Annotated in this window: 19 protein-coding genes, 2 pseudogenes and 1 riboswitch; of the genes and pseudogenes, 16 read left to right on the plus strand and 5 right to left on the minus strand. The window is 38.5% G+C overall.

The genetic code is table 11. The features are described 5' to 3' along the window. Positions 1–2: 2 nt before the first annotated feature. From AC2IP4_RS04670 to AC2IP4_RS04680, 3 genes are all read left to right on the plus strand, one after another. Positions 3–1,946, plus strand: coding sequence for a DNA topoisomerase III (locus AC2IP4_RS04670; RefSeq protein WP_486310603.1), 1,944 nt, complete (start codon positions 3–5; stop codon positions 1,944–1,946). An 85-nt stretch (positions 1,947–2,031) separates the two neighbouring features. Beyond that, positions 2,032–2,856, plus strand: coding sequence for a DUF5718 family protein (locus AC2IP4_RS04675; RefSeq protein ID WP_375322702.1), 825 nt, complete (start codon positions 2,032–2,034; stop codon positions 2,854–2,856). A gap of 278 nt (positions 2,857–3,134) precedes the next feature. Then, on the plus strand, positions 3,135–4,448 hold the full coding sequence (locus tag AC2IP4_RS04680; RefSeq protein WP_486306587.1) for a sensor domain-containing diguanylate cyclase: 1,314 nt from the start codon (positions 3,135–3,137) through the stop codon (positions 4,446–4,448). 16 nt (positions 4,449–4,464) lie between these two features. Here AC2IP4_RS04680 and dusC read toward each other — a convergent pair whose 3' ends face one another. Both dusC and AC2IP4_RS04690 read right to left on the minus strand, forming a co-directional pair. Then, positions 4,465–5,412, minus strand: coding sequence for a tRNA dihydrouridine(16) synthase DusC (gene dusC / locus AC2IP4_RS04685; RefSeq protein ID WP_486310604.1), 948 nt, complete (start codon positions 5,410–5,412; stop codon positions 4,465–4,467). A gap of 51 nt (positions 5,413–5,463) precedes the next feature. Further along, entirely contained in the window at positions 5,464–6,018 is a 555-nt protein-coding gene (locus tag AC2IP4_RS04690; protein WP_375322698.1) for a type II secretion system protein, read from the minus strand. Between the two features lie 102 nt (positions 6,019–6,120). Here AC2IP4_RS04690 and AC2IP4_RS04695 point away from each other — a divergent pair, with 102 nt between their 5' ends. Next, the gene (locus AC2IP4_RS04695) at positions 6,121–6,735 is read left to right on the plus strand and encodes an SEC-C metal-binding domain-containing protein (RefSeq protein ID WP_375322697.1); all 615 of its coding nucleotides are present in this window, start codon (positions 6,121–6,123) and stop codon (positions 6,733–6,735) included. Positions 6,736–7,583: 848 nt separating this feature from the next. Beyond that, positions 7,584–8,639 carry a group II intron reverse transcriptase/maturase gene (gene ltrA, locus AC2IP4_RS04700; RefSeq protein ID WP_486310742.1) on the plus strand — a complete coding sequence of 352 codons (1,056 nt, stop codon included), beginning with the start codon at positions 7,584–7,586 and terminating at the stop codon, positions 8,637–8,639. Positions 8,640–8,744: 105 nt separating this feature from the next. Here the strand turns inward: ltrA (AC2IP4_RS04700) and dsbB are convergent, their stop codons facing one another. After that, positions 8,745–9,260, minus strand: a complete 516-nt coding sequence (gene dsbB / locus AC2IP4_RS04705; RefSeq protein WP_486310605.1) for a disulfide bond formation protein DsbB — start codon at positions 9,258–9,260, stop codon at positions 8,745–8,747. 68 nt (positions 9,261–9,328) lie between these two features. Beyond that, positions 9,329–10,924: a Na(+)/H(+) antiporter NhaB gene (gene nhaB / locus AC2IP4_RS04710; RefSeq protein WP_375322695.1), complete on the minus strand. Its 1,596-nt coding sequence runs from the start codon at positions 10,922–10,924 to the stop codon at positions 9,329–9,331. Between the two features lie 447 nt (positions 10,925–11,371). On the opposite strand from nhaB, the gene fadR reads away from it, so the two are divergent. The 8 genes and pseudogenes from fadR to AC2IP4_RS04750 all read left to right on the plus strand — a co-directional run. After that, positions 11,372–12,214, plus strand: coding sequence for a fatty acid metabolism transcriptional regulator FadR (fadR, locus tag AC2IP4_RS04715; protein WP_105055041.1), 843 nt, complete (start codon positions 11,372–11,374; stop codon positions 12,212–12,214). Between the two features lie 849 nt (positions 12,215–13,063). Further along, a complete protein-coding gene (gene ltrA, locus AC2IP4_RS04720) occupies positions 13,064–14,299 on the plus strand; it encodes a group II intron reverse transcriptase/maturase (RefSeq protein WP_486310149.1) in 1,236 nt (411 codons plus the stop codon). 890 nt (positions 14,300–15,189) lie between these two features. Then, positions 15,190–15,456 carry a hypothetical protein gene (locus AC2IP4_RS04725; protein WP_486310606.1) on the plus strand — a complete coding sequence of 89 codons (267 nt, stop codon included), beginning with the start codon at positions 15,190–15,192 and terminating at the stop codon, positions 15,454–15,456. A gap of 48 nt (positions 15,457–15,504) precedes the next feature. After that, positions 15,505–15,948 (plus strand): reverse transcriptase domain-containing protein, encoded by a 444-nt coding sequence (locus AC2IP4_RS04730; protein WP_486310607.1) that lies wholly within the window; start codon positions 15,505–15,507, stop codon positions 15,946–15,948. Between the two features lie 29 nt (positions 15,949–15,977). After that, positions 15,978–16,391: a group II intron maturase-specific domain-containing protein gene (locus AC2IP4_RS04735; RefSeq protein ID WP_486310743.1), complete on the plus strand. Its 414-nt coding sequence runs from the start codon at positions 15,978–15,980 to the stop codon at positions 16,389–16,391. Between the two features lie 226 nt (positions 16,392–16,617). After that, positions 16,618–17,159, plus strand: a pseudogene (locus AC2IP4_RS04740) (MipA/OmpV family protein); the annotation flags it as partial. Positions 17,160–17,268: 109 nt separating this feature from the next. After that, a complete protein-coding gene (locus tag AC2IP4_RS04745; protein ID WP_486310608.1) occupies positions 17,269–18,225 on the plus strand; it encodes an IS30 family transposase in 957 nt (318 codons plus the stop codon). A 3-nt stretch (positions 18,226–18,228) separates the two neighbouring features. Further along, positions 18,229–18,414: pseudogene (locus AC2IP4_RS04750) on the plus strand (MipA/OmpV family protein); the annotation flags it as partial. A 159-nt stretch (positions 18,415–18,573) separates the two neighbouring features. Here the strand turns inward: AC2IP4_RS04750 and AC2IP4_RS04755 are convergent. Continuing rightward, positions 18,574–18,978 (minus strand): H-NS family histone-like protein, encoded by a 405-nt coding sequence (locus tag AC2IP4_RS04755; RefSeq protein WP_060991350.1) that lies wholly within the window; start codon positions 18,976–18,978, stop codon positions 18,574–18,576. 260 nt (positions 18,979–19,238) lie between these two features. Continuing rightward, positions 19,239–19,422, plus strand: a riboswitch (Lysine riboswitch). 81 nt (positions 19,423–19,503) lie between these two features. Between AC2IP4_RS04755 and AC2IP4_RS04760 the strand changes: the two genes are divergently transcribed. From AC2IP4_RS04760 to AC2IP4_RS04770, 3 genes are all read left to right on the plus strand, one after another. Then, on the plus strand, positions 19,504–21,090 hold the full coding sequence (locus tag AC2IP4_RS04760) for a Na+/H+ antiporter NhaC family protein (RefSeq protein ID WP_486310609.1): 1,587 nt from the start codon (positions 19,504–19,506) through the stop codon (positions 21,088–21,090). A 107-nt stretch (positions 21,091–21,197) separates the two neighbouring features. Beyond that, entirely contained in the window at positions 21,198–21,974 is a 777-nt protein-coding gene (locus AC2IP4_RS04765) for a nucleotidyltransferase domain-containing protein (protein ID WP_486310610.1), read from the plus strand. Between the two features lie 3 nt (positions 21,975–21,977). Further along, a complete protein-coding gene (locus tag AC2IP4_RS04770; RefSeq protein WP_486310611.1) occupies positions 21,978–24,347 on the plus strand; it encodes a DNA polymerase II in 2,370 nt (789 codons plus the stop codon). The last annotated feature ends 216 nt before the right edge of the window (positions 24,348–24,563 follow it).

Raw genomic sequence — 24,563 nt, forward strand, 5'->3', positions numbered from 1 at the left:
TTATGTCACGATTATTTATTGCAGAAAAACCGAGTTTAGGTCGAGCGATTGCCGCAGGCCTAGCAAAGCCACAGAAGAATCAACAAGGCTACATAGAATGTGGCAATGGCGACATTGTAACTTGGTGTATTGGTCACCTATTAGAGCAAGTTGAGCCTGATGCTTATGATGATAAATACAAATCGTGGCGTATGGAGCATTTACCTATTGTTCCTGAACAGTGGCAACTTCGTCCAAGAAAATCGTCGAGCAAACAATTAACGGTGATCCGAAAGTTATTGAAAACCGCTTCTCAAGTGGTTCACGCAGGCGATCCTGATAGAGAAGGACAGTTATTAGTTGATGAAGTTTTGGATTATTTAAAACTGTCTAAAATGAAAAAAGCCGCAACTCAACGGTTATTAATCAGCGATTTAAATTTACCGGCAGTAAAACGTGCATTAACGTCAATGCGAAGTAACCAAGAGTTTATTCCTCTCTCTATTTCAGCGTTAGCGCGCTCTCGTGCCGATTGGTTGTATGGCATGAACATGACTCGTGCTTATACCTTATTAGGTCAACGTGGTGGTTATCAAGGCGTATTATCCGTAGGCCGTGTACAAACGCCAGTATTAGGCTTAGTGACCCGTCGTGATGAAGAGATTGCTAATTTTGTTCCTAAAGCGTATTTCACCTTAGACGCATTAATTCCTTATCAAAATCCTCAGTTGAATGACGGACAAGCGTTTGATATTCGAGCGAAGTGGAAGCCAAGTGAAGCGTGTCAGCAATGGCAAGACGAAGAAGGGCGCGTGCTCAGTCTGAAATTGGTCGAAAACGTAGCTCAGAGAATTGCGAATCAACCAGCAACCGTCACTAAAGCTGAAAATAAAGAAACCAAGCAAAATGCGCCTTTACCTTATTCGTTATCGTCATTACAAATAGATGCTTCAAAACGTTACAACCTAAGTGCACAGCAAGTATTAGATGCGTGCCAAGCGTTGTATGAAAAGCACAAATTAATCACTTACCCACGCTCAGACAGTCGTCATTTACCCAAAGATCATTATAAGCAGCGTGAACAAGTATGCGCTGCAATTGGTAATAACGATAAGCAATTATCTAGCGCCGTAAGCAATGCCGATTTAACGTTGAAATCACGAGCATGGAATGACAGTAAAGTAGATGCTCACCATGCGATTATTCCAACCCCAAAATCGAGTGGTTCGGCAGGGCTTTCTGGGCTTGAAGAGAAGGTTTATCACTTAATTGCCCGTCAGTATTTAATGCAGTTTTATCCTGCTGCTGTTTACGCCGAAGCTGAGTTGGTGTTTGATATTGCAGGGGGTGTCTTTGCAGCCAAAGGCAAGCAGATGTTGTTTGCAGGCTGGCGAGTATTACTGGGCAAAGCTCAAGCACAAAATAGCGATGATGATGTAGCGAATAAAGTTCCTCCGCTTAAAAAAGGCGAAGTACATACTTGTCGTGAAGGTGAAATAAAACACAAGATGACGGAGCCTCCTAAGTATTTTACTGAGGCCACGTTGCTGCAAGCCATGACGGGTATTGCACGCTTTGTTGAAGATAAAGAGCTGAAAAAGATCCTAAGAGATACCGATGGATTAGGAACCGAGGCCACACGAGCAGGGATATTAGATACTTTATTTAAACGCCAACTATTAACTCGCAATGGTAAAAACATTCATGCGAGTGAGGCTGGAAAAGGCTTGATTAACGCGTTACCGAATGAGGCGACTTACCCAGATATGACTGCTCATTGGGAGTTTCAGCTACAAGGAATGACAGAAAGAACCTGTGCATATCGTCCTTTTATGTCTGAATTAGAAACCAAAGTCCTAAACTTTATGCAAAGGGTTCAGCAAGGTCCGGTACCAGAATCATTAAAAACGTTGAAAAGCCCGACAAAACCGCAATTTAAACGTCGTAGAAAAGCAAAGAAATCATAAAACTAGATCCGTATCATCGAACAGAATTAAAGAATAAATTAAGGTGCCTTCTTAACGTTACTTTTAGAATAACTAAGAAGGCAATATGACATTTAAACATGCAGTGGGTTTTGGTGTAGCAGGTAACTTTGCTGGGCATCTGGAACAAGCAGGGGAAGCAACTGATTTTTTAAATGTGAAAGTTGAAAATGCCATTCAACCAAAAGCACTGTTTCCATTTTATATCCCATCACAACAAGCAGGATTCTTATCTCAATATCCTTTGTCGTCTGATTCTATTATTCCACCTAATGATGCTGATAACCTGCAAATTGAACCAGAAGTTGCGATTGTGTTTGATATCACTTATCAAGACAATAAAGTGGTGGCCTTAACCCCGGTGAAGTTTGCGGCATACAATGATTGTTCAATTAGAAAGCCCAATGCAAAAAAGATAAGTGAGAAGAAAAACTGGGGTGAAAATACCAAAGGGATCTCACAAGATTTTATTGGGTTAACTTCGTTCACTAAAGGATGTGAGCTAGACTCCTACCGTATTGCAAGTTTTCATATTCGTAACGGTCAAATGAATCGATATGGAGAAGACAGTGCTGCGATTGATTACAGCTATTTTCATGAACAATTGAGTGAGTGGATGATTGACCGAATGAATAACCAGAAAGATGAAGGTCCCGCTGAAAATCTAGCTTTATATTTATCTAATGCAAATTATCCAGAACAAGCGATTATTAGTATTGGTGCAACACGCTATACAGAGTTTGGAGAAAGTAATTTTTTGCAACCAGGAGATGAAAGTATTGTCGTTGTTTATAACGGCGATAAATACAATCCAAAAGAGATTGAAATGATGGTTGATAATAGAAAGTTTGAAAGCGCAGAGATATCGTTATTATCTCAATTAGTTAAATAAGTGCTTCCATTATTTTGGCGTCAATATACTGTCACGTAAATGTAAAAGACCTTGTTTCTGAAAGATCTTTCACAGAAATATAGGTATTATAGCTGTTCATTTTCTGTTAAGAATTTATATATGCCAAAGCTAAATTTAAAACATGTCTTCATGATCCCGACGCTATTTTTAGTGCTAATCCTAAGTATTGTTTTAAATAATCATATATCGCAGTTAAAAGACAAGTTAACCGTGAATATGATCGTATTATTGATTCTTTACAGCGTTCAATAAAAGTAATGATCTCGCTTGATTACAATTTATCTCAGCTTTATAAGCAAAGTACTGGTAAATTTTATAACCATAATATTCAAATCGATGACGAGGCTGGTTTATGTGTTATTCACCCGAATAACAACCTAGAAGCCGTAATGGAGAGTCAAGAGGTCTCTGTACCTGAAACTCGATTAGACTACAGCATTGCAGGCATTGAAGAGTTATGCGATCCAAAATCAGAATTATATCAATTAGCCTCTAAAAAAATGACGCTCGCTCCTGTTATTTCTTTTATTCATGATTATGAAAACTATCTTCATGGCATCTATTTCATTTCTAAATATAAATATATTATTTCTTCACCAAGAACGATTGCTGAGAATTTAACTAAACAAAGTTTAGAAACCATCTATTCACGGCCATACTGGAAAAACAGTATGAAGAATGATAATCAAAAGCATATTACGTTCACACCTCCTTATACCGATGTTTTTTTTGATGGTTTAGAAGTGCTGACCTTTTCAACTCCTATATATTATAAAAACTTATTTAAAGGTGTTTTGGTTCTCGATTTATCGGTAGATAAACTTTTGCATTCAGACAGTGAAGTATCTAAGCATATTCAATTATTAGATAGCGATGAATATGAGCATTTTGAACAATATAAATTTATGCAACCTATTACTCTTAAAGATACGAATTTTACTTATTTCTTATACTATAAAAATTCGATAAAAGAAGAAGTTATGGGTTTTATTCTGCATGATGCTAAAACATTAACCTTAATTGGTGTTACTTATATTCTAGCTGTTTTACTTATTTTTTATTATCAAAGCCGTTTATCTCATCGATATTACCGAGGTTTGGCAAAACAGGATCCAATGACAGGACTTTATAATCGACGTGGTTTTGAAATGAGTTTACAAGATCGAGTGGTTAAGAAATTTGTCGGTTTTGCTCTGTACGACATTGATGACTTTAAGCAAATTAATGATGTGTTTGGTCATGATGTGGGTGATGAAGCGATTAAATATATGGCTAAAATACTGAATAAAAGTGTCAGAGATAGCGATATTGTCTCACGATTCGGTGGGGAGGAGTTTGTTATCTGTATTAATGCAGAATCAAAAGCCAGTATTGAAAGTGTCTGTGAACGTGTCAGAAAGTCAATTCAAGATTCGTCAGGTAAGGTGGTAACTGGTGGTTTTACTGTGTCTGGTGGCGTGACAATTATCGATTCTCATCAAGACTTTTCTTTTGAAAATGTGATTAAAAAAGCAGATGATTTGCTTTATAAAGCAAAAGAAGAAGGAAAGAACCGAGTTTATTTCTCATAAACTCGGTCAACTACACTTAGCTTATTCGTTCTAATTCTTGGTGTAGGCGTTGAACAATAGGTTCTGATTTTTTATGGCTTCGAATATCCATAAAAATATCTTTGGCTTCAGAGTATTCTTGACGAAGATAAACGAGCCATTGTTTTACTCGGTTAGAGTAATATTGACCTTTGTCACCTGCCATTTGTAATTTAGAGTAATGAATTAATAATGCAATCACTTCAGGCCATGGCATGGCGGCATGATTGTGTTTTACTACATTCCCTAAATTAGGAACGTTAAACGCGCCTCTGCATACCATTAATGAATCAATACCTGTAGCGGCAATACAACGCTGACCATCTTCGTAGTTCCAAATTTCACCATTAGCAATAATTGGTATATCTACTTTTTGGCGAGCTTGGTTTATGTAATCCCATTTTATTTCTTCGGCTCTGTAGCCATCGACTTTGGTTCTTGCATGAATTGTTAATTCGTTCGCACCCGCTTGTTTAATTGCATCCGCAATGGCAAAGCATTCTTCCGGTTTTTCCCAGCCTAAACGAATTTTTGCAGTCACTTTTTTATTATTGGGTACTGCATCTCTACACGCTTTGACTACCTGATAAATTAATTCTGGTTCTTTTAATAGCGCAGCCCCGCCTCGGCTTTTATTTACGGCTTTTGCTGGGCAGCCAAAATTTAAATCAATGCCGTCGGATCCAAGATCAATAGCGCGAGCTGCATTTTCAGCCATCCAATTAGGCTCTTGCCCTAATAATTGTAGGCGAATTGGCGTGCCAGATTTGGTTTTACTGTTGTTATGTAGCTCTGGACAGATGCGGTGGAAAACATGAGTGGGTAAGAGTTGGTCAACGATTCGAACAAATTCTGTTACACAGAAATCATAATCATTAATCTCTGTTAATAGCTCACGCATTAAATGATCAAGAACACCCTCCATAGGGCCTAGTATTACTTGCATATCCCACCTCTTTTATTGGAGGTGGGATTGTAGGGGGAAAGGGGAGGGATGTCACTTACTTCCTTTATTATAGCTTTTAGTTATCGTCTCGCCTGTAGAAGGAAAGTAATTTAATTGGTAACCGAGCTGATTTGTATTTGATATATCTGATGTATAGTAATACATACATGCTTGTGGTTTGCCTGCGATAGGTGATCCATACCAATATTCTATATCTGCACTAGTGGTGACAAAATTATCTCCTTTGTATGGAGCAATAGTTAAATCTTGATTTAATAGTGCGTTCCAAAGTTCACCGCAACCTTCACCTGTAATTTTCCCATGATAGGTAGTACCTAATGGAAAGCCTTCATTTGATGGGTAAATAGTATCGTCAGCAAAAATAACGCCAACCGCTGAACTTGCAGAAGGCTCACCTTGTAAGACCCATGCCTCATTGTACAAGTTTACAGCAGCAGTGAAGGCTGAAAATACCCCAGCGGCTCTAGATTTATGTGAATCATCTTGTAAACTTAAAAATTTCGGAGCAGCAGTAACTGCTAAAATCCCCAAAATAATAATAACCGCGATTAACTCAATTAAGGTGAATCCTCGACTTTTTTTCATAACATTTCTCGACAACAAAATAAAAAATATAACGGCATTTAGGTTCTAATAATTATTTACGCTATACTACGCCGAAAACTTAATTTCAGAAGTGAATAAATCATGAAGTATCAATTAATTACGCTTGATGGCGTTGATTTGAACTGCTCTAGCCTTTTTCTTGAAGGCGCAGTGCTTGCCGCAAATATGGCAACGAAGCCATTGGATCCAGAGGCGTGGTTAGGTGACATTATTGGTGCGGATAATGCACTTAAAATGACGAAGCCAATTTCTCAGCAAATAGAGCATCAATATTTACTACTTAAACGTAATGAATATGAAGTGACAAAAGTGGTTAATTTTGATGATCTTGAGCAACTTTCTGATTTCGCTGAAGGGTTTATGACTTTATGGCCTGTGATAGAAGAGCTATGGACTGATCTTCAAGTTGCTGATGGAACAACACGCATGTTATCAGCATTATTAACGACCATGATGCTTGCGGTTGATGAAGAAGAAACGCATCGTCAAATGGCAGAAAACGGAATTGATACGCCGCCAACGCTAGAGCAGATGTTACCTAAAATTGATTTTATGATACAGGAAGTTGCAATGGCTGCGGATGAATACCAAATTGGTTATAAAGGCCAAAAGGTAAACCCATATAAAGATGTGGGTCGTAATGATGCTTGTCCGTGTGAAAGCGGCAAGAAATTTAAGAAGTGTTGTGGGAAATAACACTAAGCTATCTTTTATACCAATCTACATAAGTATTTGATCATTCTTGCTTGTTAAAATCGATTATATCTGCGTTATACCTTTCTATTGCAAAAATTAGGTGTAATTAGACCCACTAGTTACTGTAATTTATGCCTTGCTCTAATCGATTTTTTTACGCAATTATCTGAACAACTACTTATCCAGAATGGTATTAGTGAAAATAGAATAAAAAAGCCATCGATTGATTGATGGCTTTTTTGTTTGCCCAGCAAAGCTGGCAAACCCATCTGCTTGCAAGATAGCAGAGTCACCCCGACTAAGGGGAAGACAATCTGAATGGCAAGGGCGTCACTGGCCAACGGTGGGGTCTGAAGGAAGCCATAGGAAGTTAGATGTACACAACTAACCGTAACCTGTTTCGGCGGGATTGGTGGGTAAGCGTCCAAAATAGCGCGAAGCCCAATACTTAGTCAGACCAATTCTGTGCTTGAGGGTGGCATATCTAACAGGGAGTCAGTGCAATAACTGGGGAAGCCTGGCATCTAAACTTAATTGTCAGTAAGTGGCTTAGATTCAAGAAGAAACTCAAGATCTAATGCCGATGTGAGGTGGCAGATGAACCCGTAGTAGTGAGTAAGGCTAGGCCTGTGAAAGCCAGTGATGGTGTGGAGGACAAAACCAAGCCGACTATCAGTAATATATCTGATAGAGTCAATTTGAGCCAAAAGCACTTATTGATTGCGAAGGGGGGAAGTGATTTATAAATTACCTTAAAGTGACGTAATTTATGATGGGTTCACGAATTACCAAATAAGGTAAAACTACAAGAAAAGCGCTATCAAGCGCGGCCCGTAAAACGAGTTGAGATCGCCAAAGACGATGGCGGTATCAGGTTATTGGGGATCCCCACAGTTCGAGACCGAATTGTTCAACAATGTTTAACGAATATAATGACTCCCATATTTGACCCAAACTTTCATCCATCCAGTTATGGATATCGGGTTGGGCGAAGCTGTCATCAAGCCATCAGCAAAGCTACACTCTTTATACGTAAATATAATAAGCGGCATGTTGTTGATATGGATCTGTCTAAATGCTTTGACATGCTTGACCACGATCTGATAATCAAGTTCGTGCGAAAGCGCATCGTGGATGGCAGTATCTTAGGCTTGATCCGTCAATTTCTAAAAAGTGGAGTCATGGTTGGTGAAAACTGGCAGAATAGTGTAATAGGCAGTCCACAAGGTGGGGTGATTAGTCCACTACTTGCTAATATCTACTTAGATGAATTCGATCAAGAAATGATGAGGCGTAAGCATCGAATAGTGCGATACGCGGATGACATTTTGATATTCTGCACCTCGAAAAAGGGTGCAGAGAATGCATTAAAAGTAGCTAGCCATATTTTAGAAGTAACGCTAAAACTTAAAGTGAATGAGCGGAAAACCCATATAGCACATAGCGATACAGGTATTAAATTCTTGGGAGTGGAAATTTTTACAAATTACACTGCAGTTCAAGAAAAGAAGCTCAAAACATTAAAAGCGAAAGTAAGACAACTCACCAAGCGTAATGGAGGATTGAATTTAGCGAGAGTGCTAAAGCAACTGAATCCAGTGCTCAGAGGGTTTGTAAACTACTTCAAAATAGCCAATATTACGAGCACACTGAAAAGCCTTGCGGCTTGGATAAGGCGGAGATTGCGAGCGGTACAAATGAGTTTGTGGAAGAAGCCGTGCAGATTGCATCGTCGTCTTAAGCAACTAAAGTACAAACCGCCATTTAAGTCCATAAAAATGGACTCATGGCGAAACAGTGCGAGTCCGTTAGCAAGCTATGCGATGCCTAATCAGTGGTTCAAAAATCTAGGCTTGTATTCAATAGACGAAGTTAAAACAGGTGTACTCGCTTCTTTTTATTAAGAAATAGTAAGTTGCAGGAGCCGTATACGAGGTCCGTACGTACGGTTCTGTGAGAGGGATGAGGCAAAAGCCTCACCCTACTCGATGTATTAAATTGAAAGATTTTTAGGCTGATTTCTTACTAAAAAATTGGGCAATAACAAAAATAGTTAAAGCGACCAAATTACCTGCAAAGATAATAACCAACCATTGAGGCATAGTTAGCGTTAAGAAATGCCAAACAATTTTGCTACAATCACCATATGCTTCAAACATCCAAGGGGCCCACTTATTTAGAGGTGCCCATGAAGGGAATTGTACAAATAAATCACAAGTTGCAAAAGGCGATGGGTTCAGTTGAAAATCTACATGTTGCATCGCTAGTTTTAAGCCCCAACCAGCACTTACTCCCCAAGCAATGAACCCACACCAACGAATAATAAGATTATTTGGATTTAATAATCCAATAATTGCAGCGCCTCCAATTCCCATCATAGCGACACGCTCATAAATACACATAACACATGGCGGTAGTTTCATTACATGCTGAAAAGTAAGGGCTGCTGCTTCAAAAAAGGCAATACATAGAAGTAATAAAAGCCAAGATAAGCGAATGCGAGAAAAGTGGTTAAGGGTTTGCATTTTTATTCCTTGTAAAAATAAAGGCTCCGTATATACAGAGCCTTTTTATCAAAAGTGATTATACCTTATTAATGACCACTAGAAACCGCAGAAGTTGCACTTTCTATTGCACCATGTGTAATCCATCCTAAATCGTAGAACATTGCTGTCATCGGCTCAAGGAAGAAAACAATACCAAATAAACCAACAAGGGCTAGTACAATTGTATATGGTAAGGCCATCCACACCATACGCCCGTATGATAATTGAATTAATGGAGCAAGTGCTGATGTTAGCAAGAACAGGAATGCAGCTTGGCCATTTGGTGTTGCCACTGATGGTAAATTGGTACCTGTGTTGATTGCTACCGCTAATAAATCAAATTGGTCACGAGTAATTTGGCCATCTAGTAATGCACTTTTTACTTCGTTGATATAAACGGTACCAACGAATACATTATCGGAAACCATCGATAGTACACCATTAGCAACATAGAATAGAGCAAGTTGAGTGCCTTTATCTTCAACAGCGAGTACTGCATCAATAATAGGTTTAAATAGCTCCTGATCGATAATTACAGCAACAACCGCGAAGAAAACAGCTAATAGAGCGGTAAAAGGTAAGGCTTCTTCAAAAGCTTTCCCCATTGAGTGTTCTTCTATCACTCCAGTGAAAGCCGTCGCTAAGATAATAACAGATAGACCGATAAGACCAACGGCAGCTAAATGAAGCGCAAGAGCGACAATTAACCAAACCGCAATAACGGCTTGAATAATGAGTTTAGCATTATCGATATTAGTACGGTTTTTACGTTCTTCTGATTCATATTCTTCAAGAATATTTCGAACATTAATAGGCAGCTTTGCACCGTAACCGCATATACCTAATTTCTCAACCGCAACACAGGTTAGCATTCCACAAACAAATACAGGTGCTGTAATTGGTAGCATTCGAATGATGAACTCGCCAAACATCCAACCTGCTTGATCTGCAATGATTAGGTTTTGAGGCTCACCGACCATTGTCATTACACCACCAAGGGCAGTACCTACACCTGCATGCATAAGTAAGCTACGTAAAAATGCACGGTAGTTTTCTAAGTCATCACGAGTTAATTCATCAGTTACATTTGAATCACACGTATGATCGTGGCTTGGTGTCCCGCCTTGCCCTGAAGCAACACGGTGATAAATCGCATAAAAGCCAACAGCAACACTGATAACAACAGCAATAACTGTTAAGGCATCAAGGAAAGCTGATAAGAAAGCTGCTGTGAAACAAAATGCAGCAGATAGGGCTGGTTTAGATTTGATGCCAATTAGTATTTTGGTAAAAATAAATAGAAGCAATTGCTTCATAAAGTAGATACCAGCAACCATGAATACAAGAAGTAAAAGCACTTCAATGTTAGCAACAAGTTCATGCTTCACTTGCTCAGCACTTGTCATACCAATGGCAATGGCTTCAATAGCGAGCAAGCCACCAGGTTGTAGAGGATAACATTTTAATGCCATCGCTAAGGTAAAAATGAATTCAATAACTAATAGCCAACCTGCAGTAAACGGGTCGACCAAAAAGAAAACAAAAGGGTTGATAATTAAAAAAGACAGTATTGCAAGTTTGTACCAGTCGGGGGCTTTACCAAGAAAGTTTTTGATAAATGCATTCCCTAGCGAAATAGACATGTGATGCTCTCTACATTGTTACGTTGGTTATATAAAAATAGGGGTAAGTAGGGAGTTGATAATAATCGCCTAACGTATTGTTATTATTAAGGATAAACAACTATTTAGAAAAACAACAAAACTAAATTTTACTATTTTGCCAAATAACTACCTAAACAGACCTAACCCCAGAGTAAAGGACTGAACTTTACTCTTTATTAATCAATAGTCAATATTTGAAAATAGATAAATTGATCAAAATGTGTCTTTGCTCGGTTTTATTGGCAAAACCTATAAAACACATAAAAAAAAAGCGTTATCAGTATTGATTATTCAGGGGAATTAATGCTTAAAAGTGGGAGAAATGTGTATAAATAGAGATTTGAATTAATAAGTGGTTAAGAATTTATTGAACTGGTGGTATGATGAGTAAAGTTATTTTATATAAAAAACGGATTGTAAACTTGTATGGTTATTAAGGCAAAAAGTCCTGCAGCATTTGCTGAAAAATACATTATTGAAAGTATTTGGAATGGTCGTTTTCCACCTGGGTCTATTTTACCTGCAGAGCGTGAGCTTTCAGAGTTAATTGGTGTAACTAGAACGACATTACGTGAAGTTTTGCAACGTTTAGCACGCGATGGTTGGTTAACAATTCAGCATGGTAAGCCAACAAAAGTAAATGATTATATGGAAACATCTGGCCTTCATATTTTAGATACATTGATGACTTTAGTTGATGCAAATAATGCGACTTCTATCGTAGAAGACTTACTAGCGGCGAGAACTAATATTAGTTGTATCTTTATAAGACAAGCATTTAAAACGAATAAAGAAGGCTCTTTACGTACCCTTAATCGTGTAATTGATTCTTGTGAACAACTATTAGCTTCTGAAAACTGGAATGCTTTTATTGATGCCTCTCCTTATGGTGTAAAGATTAAAGCTGAAGTAAAAGAAGATAATGAAAAAGATCCTGCGAAGCGTGAAGAAATTTTAATCGCTAAAACATTTAATTATTATGATTATATGCTTTTTCAAGGCGTAGCATTTAAATCTGGAAATCAAATCTATGGTTTAATTTTTAATGGTCTTAAAAAGCTGTATGCACGGGTAGGCAGTTATTACTTTTCGAACCCTGAGGCTCGTGAACTTGCACTGCAGTTTTATCGTGATTTAAAGCAGATCTGTGAAGAAGAAAGAAAAGATGCTGTCATGCCAAGAATGCGTCAATATGGTATTGAAGGTAATCTTATTTGGAATGAGATGAAATTAAATTTACCAAGTAACTTTAGAGAAGATGATCGTTAATATAATTATCTAAAAATATATTAAAAGGCAGGTTATTAAACCTGCCTTTTTTGTTTGCCCAGCAAAGCTGGCAAACCCGTCTGCTTGCAAGATAGCAGAGTCACCCCGACTAAGGGGAAGACAATCTGAATGGCAAGGGCGTCACTGGCTAACGGTGAGGTCTGAAGGAAGCCATAGGAAGTTAGATGTACACAACTAACCGTAACCTGTTTCGGCGGGATTGGTGGGTAAGCGTCCAAAATAGCGCGAAGCCCAATACTTAGTCAGACCAATTCTGTGCTTGAGGGTGGCATATCTAACAGGGAGTCAGTGCAATAACTGGGGAAGCCTGGCATCTAAACTTAATTGTCAGTAAGTGGCTTAGATTCAAGAAGAAACTCAAGATCTAATGCCGATGTGAGGTGGCAGATGAACCCGTAGTAGTGAGTAAGGCTAGGCCTGTGAAAGCCAGTGATGGTGTGGAGGACAAAACCAAGCCGACTATCAGTAATATATCTGATAGAGTCAATTTGAGCCAAAAGCACTTATTGATTGCGAAGGGGGGAAGTGATTTATAAATTACCTTAAAGTGACGTAATTTATGATGGGTTCACGAATTACCAAATAAGGTAAAGTCTCTATTTTAATGGCTAAGGGTGATACTAAAGCTGTGAATAGAACTGGGCACGGGGAGTAAGTGTTTCTCTTTACTAGAGGCATAGAGGCGGTTAAGCATATTGCGAATAAAAGGGCGTAGCCTTGCTAGAAAACTTAACGCGACAACGAAATAAACCTAACCAACATAAATAAAGTCAGCAGCAGGTGATGTGAGATAATAATTTGAGAGTACACTATAGCCTTTACGGGCGCATGCTATCACTGCAAGCGCTTTACGTGGCATACAAACAAGTGAGAAAGAATGGAGGCGCAGCTGGTATTGACGGGCAGCGTATCGATGATTTCACACAAAATTTGGAAGTAGAGCTCAGAAAACTATTACTTGAACTACAAGAAAAGCGCTATCAAGCGCGGCCCGTAAAACGAGTTGAGATCGCCAAAGACGATGGCGGTATCAGGTTATTGGGGATCCCCACAGTTCGAGACCGAATTGTTCAACAATGTTTAACGAATATAATGACTCCCATATTTGACCCAAACTTTCATCCATCCAGTTATGGATATCGGGTTGGGCGAAGCTGTCATCAAGCCATCAGCAAAGCTACACTCTTTATACGTAAATATAATAAGCGGCATGTTGTTGATATGGATCTGTCTAAATGCTTTGACATGCTTGACCACGATCTGATAATCAAGTTCGTGCGAAAGCGCATCGTGGATGGCAGTATCTTAGGCTTGATCCGTCAATTTCTAAAAAGTGGAGTCATGGTTGGTGAAAACTGGCAGAATAGTGTAATAGGCAGTCCACAAGGTGGGGTGATTAGTCCACTACTTGCTAATATCTACTTAGATGAATTCGATCAAGAAATGATGAGGCGTAAGCATCGAATAGTGCGATACGCGGATGACATTTTGATATTCTGCACCTCGAAAAAGGGTGCAGAGAATGCATTAAAAGTAGCTAGCCATATTTTAGAAGTAACGCTAAAACTTAAAGTGAATGAGCGGAAAACCCATATAGCACATAGCGATACAGGTATTAAATTCTTGGGAGTGGAAATTTTTACAAATTACACTGCAGTTCAAGAAAAGAAGCTCAAAACATTAAAAGCGAAAGTAAGACAACTCACCAAGCGTAATGGAGGATTGAATTTAGCGAGAGTGCTAAAGCAACTGAATCCAGTGCTCAGAGGGTTTGTAAACTACTTCAAAATAGCCAATATTACGAGCACACTGAAAAGCCTTGCGGCTTGGATAAGGCGGAGATTGCGAGCGGTACAAATGAGTTTGTGGAAGAAGCCGTGCAGATTGCATCGTCGTCTTAAGCAACTAAAGTACAAACCGCCATTTAAGTCCATAAAAATGGACTCATGGCGAAACAGTGCGAGTCCGTTAGCAAGCTATGCGATGCCTAATCAGTGGTTCAAAAATCTAGGCTTGTATTCAATAGACGAAGTTAAAACAGGTGTACTCGCTTCTTTTTATTAAGAAATAGTAAATTGCAGGAGCCGTATACGAGGTCCGTACGTACGGTTCTGTGAGAGGGATGAGGCAAAAGCCTCACCCTACTCGATGTTTGCCCAGCAAAGCTGGCAAACCCGTCTGCTTGCAAGATAGCAGAGTCACCCCGACTAAGGGGAAGACAATCTGAATGGCAAGGGCGTCACTGGCTAACGGTGAGGTCTGAAGGAAGCCATAGGAAGTTAGATGTACACAACTAACCGTAACCTGTTTCGGCAGCAATTGGTGGGTAAGTGTCCGAAATAGCGCGAAGCCCAATACTTAGTCAGACCAATGCTGTGTTTGAGGGTGGGATATCTAACAGGGAGTCAGTGCAATAACTGGGGAAGCCTGACATCAGCTCCAGCTATCAGCTGGAAGCATTATATCAAGAGGTGACTCAAGAGTAATGTTGGTGTGAGGTGGCAGATGAACCCGTAGTAGTGAGTAAGGCTAGGCCGATGAAAGCCAGTAATGGTGTGGAGGACAAAACCAAGCCGACTATCAGCAGCATGTCTGATAGAGTCTATTGCTACCAAAAGTGCAATTGATTGCGAAGGGGGGAAGCTTACTTAAAGACTATTATTCATATTAACAACGCTATATGAGTACACAAGCTATTTGGCGAAATAGGACATCTGGATTTGGTTATTTAGGAATAAGTAGACTGATACCAAGAGCCGTACAGAGGAGTAATCATGGTCCCTGAGGTAGATTGCCAACTGGCTAGAACGCCTTAAACCAGTGATGACACTCACCATACAGACAAGAAAATACGAAATAATAGCGCACTTAATTGATAGAGAAACGATGAGAAAATTCTACAGTTTATATGGACGCCTACTTGATTTGAGGGGTTATATAATGCATTTAAACAAGTGAAAAGAGCAAAAGGTGCGGCCGGAATAGACAGGCAGAGCCTGAGTGACTTTGAACAAAGTTTAGTAGAAAACTTAACGGCTCTTCATCAGGAATTAAGCCTTAAAACGTATCAACCTCAACCTGTTAAACGGGGAGAAATACCCAAAGATGGCGGTGGAATTCGTTTATTAGGTGTTCCGGCGGTTCGAGATCGCATTGTACAACAAGCCATCGTTGATGTGCTTGACCCCATTTTGGACCCAAACTTTCATCCGTCAAGCTAGGGATACAGAAAAGGGCGAAGTTGCCACCATGCAATCAATAAAGCATCAATGTTTATCCGACAATATCAACGACAATATGTCGTTGATATGGATTTATCGAAATGCTTCGACATGCTCGATCATGACTTGATAATTGAGAGCATAAAGAGACGAGTAACAGATGGAAGTATCCTAAAACTCATCAGGCAGTTTTTCGAGAGTGGAGTAATGATAAATGGGACATACGAGCCGACGACGATAGGCAGTCCGCAAGGTGGCGTAATTAGCCCCCTTATTGCCAATATCTATCTCGATAGATTCGATCAACAAATGATGAAAAGAGACCATCGCATGGTGCGCTATGCAGATGACATTTTGATTTTATGCCGTTCGAAAAAGGCAGCGGAAAATGCTTATGAGATGGCGGAAAAAATCCTAGAGGGCGAACTCAAGTTGTTGACCAAAAAAGATAAAAGCCACATGCACACAGCGATAAGGGCGTTAAGTTTTTAGGTGTAGAAATAAAGAGTAGATATACTCAAATTCAAGCTAAGAAATTAAAGGCCTTTAAAGATAAAGTTCGAGATTTAACCCGAAGGAATGGTGGTAAGCCACTATTACAGGTAATCAAAGAGCTAAATCCTCTGTTGCGTGGTTTTAGCCAATACTTTCGGATAGCCAATGCCAGTAAGCAGTTTAAAGCATTAGCAGGTTGGATAAGAAGGCGACTTCGTAGTATCCAGTTAAGGCTATGGAAGAAGCCAGAAAGGCTTCATCGATGGTTAAAGCAGCATAACTACAAACCGCCTTTTAAGCACATCAACATGCGAGTATGGAACTCGTCAAAGAGTCCACTAGCGAGCTATGCTATGCCAAATCAGTGGTTTACCGAGTTAGGACTATTTAATCTTGAAACGGTAAGTGTCGGAAAGGTGTTCACATACGAATATAAGTAAGCAGGAGCCGTATACGAGGTCCGTACGTACGGTTCTGTGAGAGGGATGAGGCGGCAACGCCTCACCCTACTCGATACGCCTACAAATAAGTAAATAGGGAAGAACCGTAAACAGTAAGGCTAAAAAACTATGAAAAAGTATCAAGCACTGTATAGTGCATTAGTTAATGTTAAATTGCATCACTGTAAGTTATATAAAGCACTAAAAGGCTGTTGTGAATAAAGTAATAAGTAGATTGATTGTTGGTGCAGCACTTGCCGTTGCTGTCAACGCACATGCTAAAATTTCTCAGTGGTCGATTGGTGCTGCTGCTTATTCTCCTTCATTCTATAAAAATACTTCTTCTAATACGACCATTATTCCTGTGAGCGGCTATGAGGGAGAGCATATCTTTTTACGTGGGCTTAGCGGGGGATATCGCTTATACCCTGTAGGAACCCCACAAAATATTATATTTCGTTTTATGTATGATCCACGTACATTTCAACCTGAAGACTCTGATAATATAGCTATGCAACAGTTAGATGAGCGTAAGAGATCTATTTTAGGCGGCGTTAGTTATTGATTACTCATGTAGTTATTGTTGAATTAACCGGTGGAATTGATGTTGGACGTGCTCATAATGGGATATATGCAGAAGCAGCCTGGCGTTTACCTATTAGAGGAAAAGGGTGGGCGATAACTCCGTCGTTTGGTTATTCATATAATAGTGAAAAGCTGAATAATCATTTATATGGAGTATCTTTGGAGGAATCTCAAAGAACAAATGGTGCAATTAATCCCTAGATCCCAAGAATAACCGACACACTTTGGTATAGATTAGAGAGTCAGTTGCCTATAAGCTTCAAGCTCTCACACAATCAACTAAGGTAATCCCATGGGACACCAATATAAGCAACTGACACTAAGTGAAAGATACCAGATTGAAGCTTGGAATACACACTGTATTTCTGCTCGGGAAATAGGACAAAAATTAAAACGGAGCAATGGTTCCATTTCAAGGGAATTACGACGCTGTCCTGCTGGAAGTTATTCTGCCAAGCAAGCGCATAGACATGCTTTTCAAAAAAGAACACTTTCAATTAAGCATACAAAATGTAACCAAAAGAATAAGAAAATTATTCAAACATACCTGCAACTTGGTTGGAGTCCAGAGCAGATATCTGGACGGATTCGTAAAGAAAAAATAGAAAATACAATATGTTGCAGTACGATTTACAATGTAGTTAAAAGAGAGCATTGGCAAAGAATGCTTGCTCGAAAAGGTAAAAAATACAAACTACGTAAAGGTGTAGAAGCAGGAGCAAGATTAATCCCTAACCGTGTTGATATCTCTCAACGGCCTACAATTGTTGACGATAAATCAGAAGTTGGCCACTGGGAAGGTGATACAGTTTATGGCCAAGATGGGTATTTAGTCACGATGGTAGAGCGAGTATCTAAGCTATTAGTTACCTGTAAAGTACGCAGTAAGTCCAAAAAAGCCGTTACTCGTGGAATAAATCGCATGATGAAGCCCTTTAAAGGGCTTTGCAAAACAATCACATTTGATAATGGCGGAGAGTTTGCGGGTCATGCTAAGATAGCTAAGCATCTGAACTGTGACATTTATTTTGCTAAACCTTACCATTCCTGGCAGCGAGGTTTGAATGAGAATACCAATGGTTTACTAAGACGTTTTTTCCCAAAGGGAATGGCCATTGGAGAACTTGCAGCAAAAGAGATTAAACAGGCAGAGTTTTTGATTAATTCGAGGCCTAGAAAGGCATTAAATTTTCTGAGTCCGAGTGAGTTTTTAAACGGTAAGCGTGTGTCGGTTATTGTTACGATCTAGCATCAATTTGATGCTGACTGGGATGGGCAATTTTTTATTGGTTTATCAACGTATTTTCATGTAACACCAAATATTCGTGCTACAGGTGGTTTTCGCTACGTTAATCTAGAAGGAAATTTAGAGGATAGCCCTATGATAGAACATACGACGAGCTCTACAGGTAACGTTGGTATAGCATACGTATTCTAAAAATATAAATGGTGGTTTTTAATTGATCCATTACAGTCATGTTTATCTATGCTTTCCAAACTAGAGATATAAATTATGAAGGTTGATAGTGTTCAGCCATAAATAAAAAGGGCCGTTCTATTATAGAATGGCCCTTTATATAAAAATTATACGCTATGATTAAACTAAGAAATCTTCTAAAGATTTACCAGCATCAAGTTGAGTTTGAAGAGCTGATGGAGTACGGCCTTGGCCTGTCCATGTTTTCTCAGCGCCCGCATGGTCTAAGAACTTATATTTAGCAGGACGAGGAGCTCGTTTTTGCTTAGTTTTAACTGTTGTAGAAGACATTGTATCTAATAGGTCTTCTGGTGCGATTCCACTTTCAATCATCATTTGACGGAACTCTTCAAGTTTTGCTTGTTTCTCAGCAAGTTGAGAGCGCTCTTCAGCTTCTGACTCTTGACGTTCTGCTACAACTGATTGTAGTTTTTCAAGTGCTTCTTCTAATTGCTCAAGTGTCATTTCACGAGATAGTACGCGTAGGCTACGTAAGTTTAGCAGTGTTTTAATAGTATCAGACATTTTTGATTCCATAATTTATTTTTGATAATACAATTATTATATAACAAGAAAATAATATAACAAATTTTTTAATAAATAAATAAATAAAAACCATCTTAATGATAAGAATATTAAGAGTGGTTCCTTATGATTGTAAAAATTGTAAAAATTGTAATTAAATATTGATAGAGTATCCCATTCTAGTTAGCTGGTAATCTAATGTTAAAATACTCAGATATAGTATTGCAAAATTGTGTTCAGTCCGTACAATGACTTCCACCTAAACGGGTAGAGGCGCATTGTCTAAGAGTAGATTGTTTGAGGGTGATTCCTATGACAACAATCGAAAGGAGTCAATGCCGAAGTTAATGACGTTCATCAAACGTATTAGCTGGGGTTATTTCGAAAAGGAATAACACTGCCATAGTCAATTTTATTTTTTAACTATGGAGCGCTACTGTGGGGAAATGTTTTAATATTCACTTCCTTTATAACGGCATTGCCGTGTCAACAGTAGATCTCCAACCAAACTGGTTGTTGTAGATCATGAACTTAGCTGATTTTTCAAATTCTCCGATATCAATATTGCCCCCATTAGTGGCTTTGGGTTTAGCAATTGTTACACGCCGAGTATTACTTTCTCTTGGTGTAGGTATCGTTTTAGGCGCAATTTTGCTGTCTAATTACTCCATTTCTGGCACTGCATCTTATACCTTTAGTTCTGTTAAAGGTGTTTTCATCGATGATGGTTCTATTAATACTTGGAATATGAGTATTGTTGCCTTCCTAATCTTATTAGGTATGACAACAGCACTGCTGACTCTTTCTGGTGGTACTCGTGCATTCGCAGAATGGGCACAAACAAGAATTAAAAGTAAACGTGGTGCAAAACTACTTGCTGCCTTTCTTGGTGTCTTCATTTTTGTTGATGATTATTTTAATAGCTTAGCTGTTGGTTCAATATCCCGCCCTGTAACTGACCGTTTTTATGTTTCAAGAGCCAAGCTTGCTTATATCCTAGATTCAACGGCTGCTCCAATGTGTGTGTTAATGCCTGCGTCAAGCTGGGGTGCTTACATTATTACTATTATTGGTGGCATTTTAGTTTCCCATGGTGTGACTGAATATTCGGCATTAGGCGCTTATGTACGTTTAATCCCAATGAACTTTTATGCAGTGTTTGCTTTATTAATGGTATTTGCCGTTGTTTGGTTTCAATTGGATGTTGGTCCAATGCGCGATCATGAAAATGAAGCTGCGCGTGGTAATGGATTTGATGATCAAGCGGTTAATGCTGAATCTAAAGATTTAAATGAAGAGCTAAATATTACGGAAAGTGAAACGGGTAAAGTATCAGATTTGATTTTCCCTATTATCGTACTTATCGTAGCGACTATTTTCTTCATGATTTATACTGGTGCTCAAGCATTAATTGGCGACGGTAAAGAATTTAATATTCTTGGTGCATTTGAAAATACAGATGTTGGTGCTTCATTATGTTACGGCGGCCTAATCGGTTTAGCGGCAGCATTACTTACTGTATTCCGTCAAGGTATTGATATTAAAGATATCGCTATGACAATGTGGATCGGTGCTAAGTCTATGTTTGGTGCAATTCTGATCTTATTATTTGCATGGACAATTGGTTCTGTAATTGGTGATATGCAAACGGGCTCCTACTTATCTAGTTTAGCGCAAGGCAGTATTGGTATTCACTGGATCCCTGTTATTTTATTCTTACTGTCTGGCTTAATGGCATTCAGTACAGGTACCTCATGGGGTACATTCGGCATCATGCTTCCAATCGCAGGTGACATGGCTGGAGCAACAGATATTACGCTAATCTTACCAATGCTAGGTGCTGTATTGGCTGGGGCTGTATTTGGCGACCATTGTTCTCCAATCTCAGATACGACGATTCTCTCTTCAACTGGTGCTCGTTGTAGCCATATTGATCACGTTGCAACTCAATTACCTTATGCATTATCAATTGCTGCTGTTTCTGCGGTTGGCTATATCGCTCTTGGTTTTACAGGTTCTGTATTGATGGCATTCCTTGCTTCTACTGCTGCATTTATCTTTGTTTGTAGTGGTTTAATGGTTCTGTCTAAAAAGCGTACTGTAACAGCGTAAGCGTCTTTTAGTTATAAATAAACCGGCCATCATGGCCGGTTTTTTATTGCTTTTTATTCTTTAAATCGCGATCATGACTCTCTTATCTATACTGATTGGAGTGCTTTGTGTCTCGTTATACTTTACCTAATATTGATAAACATTCACCCTTTCAAAAAGAATTCGAGCCTGTCATTCAAGATCTTATCGTCCATGTTCGCTCTGCTGTACCTAAATCGATTCATAGTATTTATTTATATGGCAGTGTAGCAAGGCGTGAAGCGATTCCTGGCCGCTCTAATTTAGATGTAACATTGATAACAACAGTTCCTTTAACCAATAAAGAACAAACTTTAATTAATACAATTAAGGTAAGGTTTCAATCTAAGTACCCTCAAATAACTGGGATTACGTTTACTATTGGAGAAGTAAATGAGGTATTGCAGTTAGAATCCATATTCAGTTGGGGTTTTTGGCTTCGTCATTGCTGTGTTTGTGTTTTCGGTGATGATTTATCTACACGATTTGGTGATTTTGAACCAAGTTGGGAGATCGCAAAAAATATGAATATGGACATAGAGGAATGGTTACAGGTATACACTAAAAAAATATCAGGTAGTACCAACATCAATGTTCAAGTGGAACAACAGAAAACGATAGCGAAAAAATTATTACGAAGCTGCTATTCTTTAGTCATGCATAAGGATAAGGGCTGGTATGATCATCCAGTACTTTGTGCTCGAAAGTTTTTGGAATATTATCCAGAAAAACAAACTGAAATTGAAAGGGTCGTCATGTTATTAAAAGGACGCAAAATCCCTAAGCGTTCAACTGTTGCTTTATTAGAAGAATTTGGTGGTTGGGTTGTCAGTGAGTTTAATAAAATTGAAAGAAGAATAGGGTAAGCATTGAATTCATATCAGAGTGGTTTTTTACTTACTCGACAAAATAAAGAGATAAACTCTAATACTTTGATTGATTTATGGGTTAAATGTGATGGTCATATCGCACATCTATTGATTGAGAATGAACAAGCCGTTGCTTTTATTTTGAAAGAACGCTTACCTGAATATGAATCTTTACTGAAATTAGAGAACATTCGTTATCTTATCAAGGAAACCCAGTTAGCAACCTTTCACCATGAACCTGTTGTAGGTCTTTACTTTTCAACGACTCAACAAAAACGTCAAGTAAGTCAATTGCTTGAACATGCCGATTTGCCTATTTTTGAAAGTGATATTCGATTAGCTGACCGTTATTTAATGGAGCGTTTTATTTGTGGCGGTTTGAATTTTGTAGGAACCGCGATACAGAAGAAAGGTTATATTGAATACCGCAATGTTAAAATAAAGTCAGCTCCTATCTCCCCTCAATTCACCAAAGTCTCGCTTGATATCGAATGTTCTGAAAAAGGCATTTTGTATTCGGTGGCACTCCATAGTGATTTAGACTCTCGAATAATTATGGTGGGAGAACCTGAAAATTCGGCTCAATCTATTCAATGGGTAGATAATGAAAAAGCACTGTTACTAGCTCTTGAACATTGGTTTCAGACATTTGACCCTGATATTGTTATTGGGTGGAACGTTATTAATTTTGACTTTAGATTATTAATTCAACGAGCTAAATGGCATAACCTAGCTTTTCGAATTGGTAGGGGTAATAGCACATTATATTGGCGAGATTCAGATAAAAACCGTCAACAAGGCTTTCTTTCTTTTCCTGGAAGAGTGGTTTTAGATGGTATCGATGCACTTAAAACCGCGACATATCACTTTTCGAGTTGGTCTTTAGAGTCAGTAGCGCAAGAGTTACTGAATGAAGGTAAATCGATACATGACCCAAGTGATCGTATGGGTGAAATTAATCGAATGTATCGTGAAGATAAGCAATCGCTCGCTAAATATAACTTACAAGACTGTATTTTGGTTACCCGTATCTTTGAATTAACCCATTTGATTGAGTTTGTTATTGAACGAACTAAATTAACAGGTGTGGAATTAGATCGTATAGGAGGGTCTGTTGCCGCTTTTACTAATTTATATTTACCAAGATTGCATCGCTCGGGTTATATCGCGCCAAACTTAGAGAGTGAAAGTTGGATAGCAAGCCCTGGTGGCTATGTTATGAATTCAAAACCGGGTTTATATGAATCAGTGCTTGTTCTAGATTTTAAATCATTATACCCCTCAATCATTCGAACATTTAGAATTGACCCTCTTGGTTTGATTGAAGGATTAAAACAAGAGATAGGAAAAGAAGAAGAACAAGCGATTGAAGGCTTTAGAGGTGGGCGTTTTCATAGAAAAAAACACTTCTTACCAGTACTAATTGAATCATTGTGGTCTGCGAGAGACGAAGCAAAACGTAATAATGAGAAAGCTTTTTCTCAAGCAATTAAGATAATCATGAACTCTTTTTATGGCGTTTTAGGCTCATCTGGATGTCGATTCTTTGATCATCGATTAGCATCTTCAATTACGATGCGTGGACATGAAATAATGAAAACGACTCGAGAGCTAATTGAAGAAAAAGGTTATGAGGTTATTTATGGTGATACAGATTCGACATTTGTTACCTTAGGAAAAGCGATGTCATCAGAAGAAGCGGATGATATAGGACAGAGCTTGGTTTCGCATATTAATCAGTGGTGGACACAGCATTTAGTATCGATTTACAACATTGATTCTGCCTTAGAGATTGAATATGAAACACATTATCGTACGTTTTTGATGCCAACAATTCGAGGTTCAGAAACGGGTTCAAAAAAACGTTATGCCGGATTGATTAGAAAAAATGGTAAAGAAGAGATTGTTTTCAAAGGGCTAGAGACAGTAAGAACGGATTGGACGCCTTTGTCACAAACGTTCCAAAAAGTATTATTTGATAAAGTTTTTCATCAGCAAGAAGTCAAAGACTATGTTCGTACTTATGTCGATGATACGAAATCAGGAAAGCTAGATAGTCAATTAATCTATAGAAAACGATTAAGACGAAAACTAGATGATTACCAAAAGAATGTCCCCCCTCATGTTAAAGCGGCGAGACTGGCTGATCATTATCGTCAAAAAATGGGGAAGCCACCTCAATATAAATATGGTGGTTGGATTGAATATATCATTACAACCGCAGGGCCTGAGCCTATTGAGTATCTAAAAAATCCAATAGATTACGATCACTATGTTGAAAAACAATTAAAACCGATTGCGGATGGGATATTGCCTTTTATTGGTTTAGATTTTACGCAGTTATCTGCGTCGCAATTAGGCCTATTTTAACGAATGTTTTTATTGTATATTGATGTAATAAGGTTGAAACTTACTTCTCTTATTTCATGTACTTATTTTTTTAATACGTGATATAGATAGGTAAATGAACCTTAAAGTCAATACTATTTTAATAGTAAAACTTTGCGTCTTAACGCATAATCAATATGAGACAGCCTTATTTTTTAAGGTAAAATAGAGCATAAAATTTACCTCAGTAGAGGTAGC

The organism is Aliivibrio thorii (assembly GCF_057368585.1).

What these genes read in the sequence shown, in the direction of transcription:
- AC2IP4_RS04670 (WP_486310603.1), top strand. Translation starts at nt 3, where the DNA reads ATGTCACGATTATTTATTGCAGAAAAACCGAGTTTAGGTCGAGCGATT.
- AC2IP4_RS04675 (WP_375322702.1), top strand. Translation starts at nt 2,032, where the DNA reads ATGACATTTAAACATGCAGTGGGTTTTGGTGTAGCAGGTAACTTTGCT.
- AC2IP4_RS04680 (WP_486306587.1), top strand. Translation starts at nt 3,135, where the DNA reads ATGATCTCGCTTGATTACAATTTATCTCAGCTTTATAAGCAAAGTACT.
- dusC (WP_486310604.1), bottom strand. Translation starts at nt 5,412, where the DNA reads ATGCAAGTAATACTAGGCCCTATGGAGGGTGTTCTTGATCATTTAATG.
- AC2IP4_RS04690 (WP_375322698.1), bottom strand. Translation starts at nt 6,018, where the DNA reads ATGAAAAAAAGTCGAGGATTCACCTTAATTGAGTTAATCGCGGTTATT.
- AC2IP4_RS04695 (WP_375322697.1), top strand. Translation starts at nt 6,121, where the DNA reads ATGAAGTATCAATTAATTACGCTTGATGGCGTTGATTTGAACTGCTCT.
- dsbB (WP_486310605.1), bottom strand. Translation starts at nt 9,260, where the DNA reads ATGCAAACCCTTAACCACTTTTCTCGCATTCGCTTATCTTGGCTTTTA.
- nhaB (WP_375322695.1), bottom strand. Translation starts at nt 10,924, where the DNA reads ATGTCTATTTCGCTAGGGAATGCATTTATCAAAAACTTTCTTGGTAAA.
- fadR (WP_105055041.1), top strand. Translation starts at nt 11,372, where the DNA reads ATGGTTATTAAGGCAAAAAGTCCTGCAGCATTTGCTGAAAAATACATT.
- ltrA (WP_486310149.1), top strand. Translation starts at nt 13,064, where the DNA reads ATGCTATCACTGCAAGCGCTTTACGTGGCATACAAACAAGTGAGAAAG.
- AC2IP4_RS04730 (WP_486310607.1), top strand. Translation starts at nt 15,505, where the DNA reads ATGTTTATCCGACAATATCAACGACAATATGTCGTTGATATGGATTTA.
- AC2IP4_RS04745 (WP_486310608.1), top strand. Translation starts at nt 17,269, where the DNA reads ATGGGACACCAATATAAGCAACTGACACTAAGTGAAAGATACCAGATT.
- AC2IP4_RS04755 (WP_060991350.1), bottom strand. Translation starts at nt 18,978, where the DNA reads ATGTCTGATACTATTAAAACACTGCTAAACTTACGTAGCCTACGCGTA.
- AC2IP4_RS04760 (WP_486310609.1), top strand. Translation starts at nt 19,504, where the DNA reads ATGAACTTAGCTGATTTTTCAAATTCTCCGATATCAATATTGCCCCCA.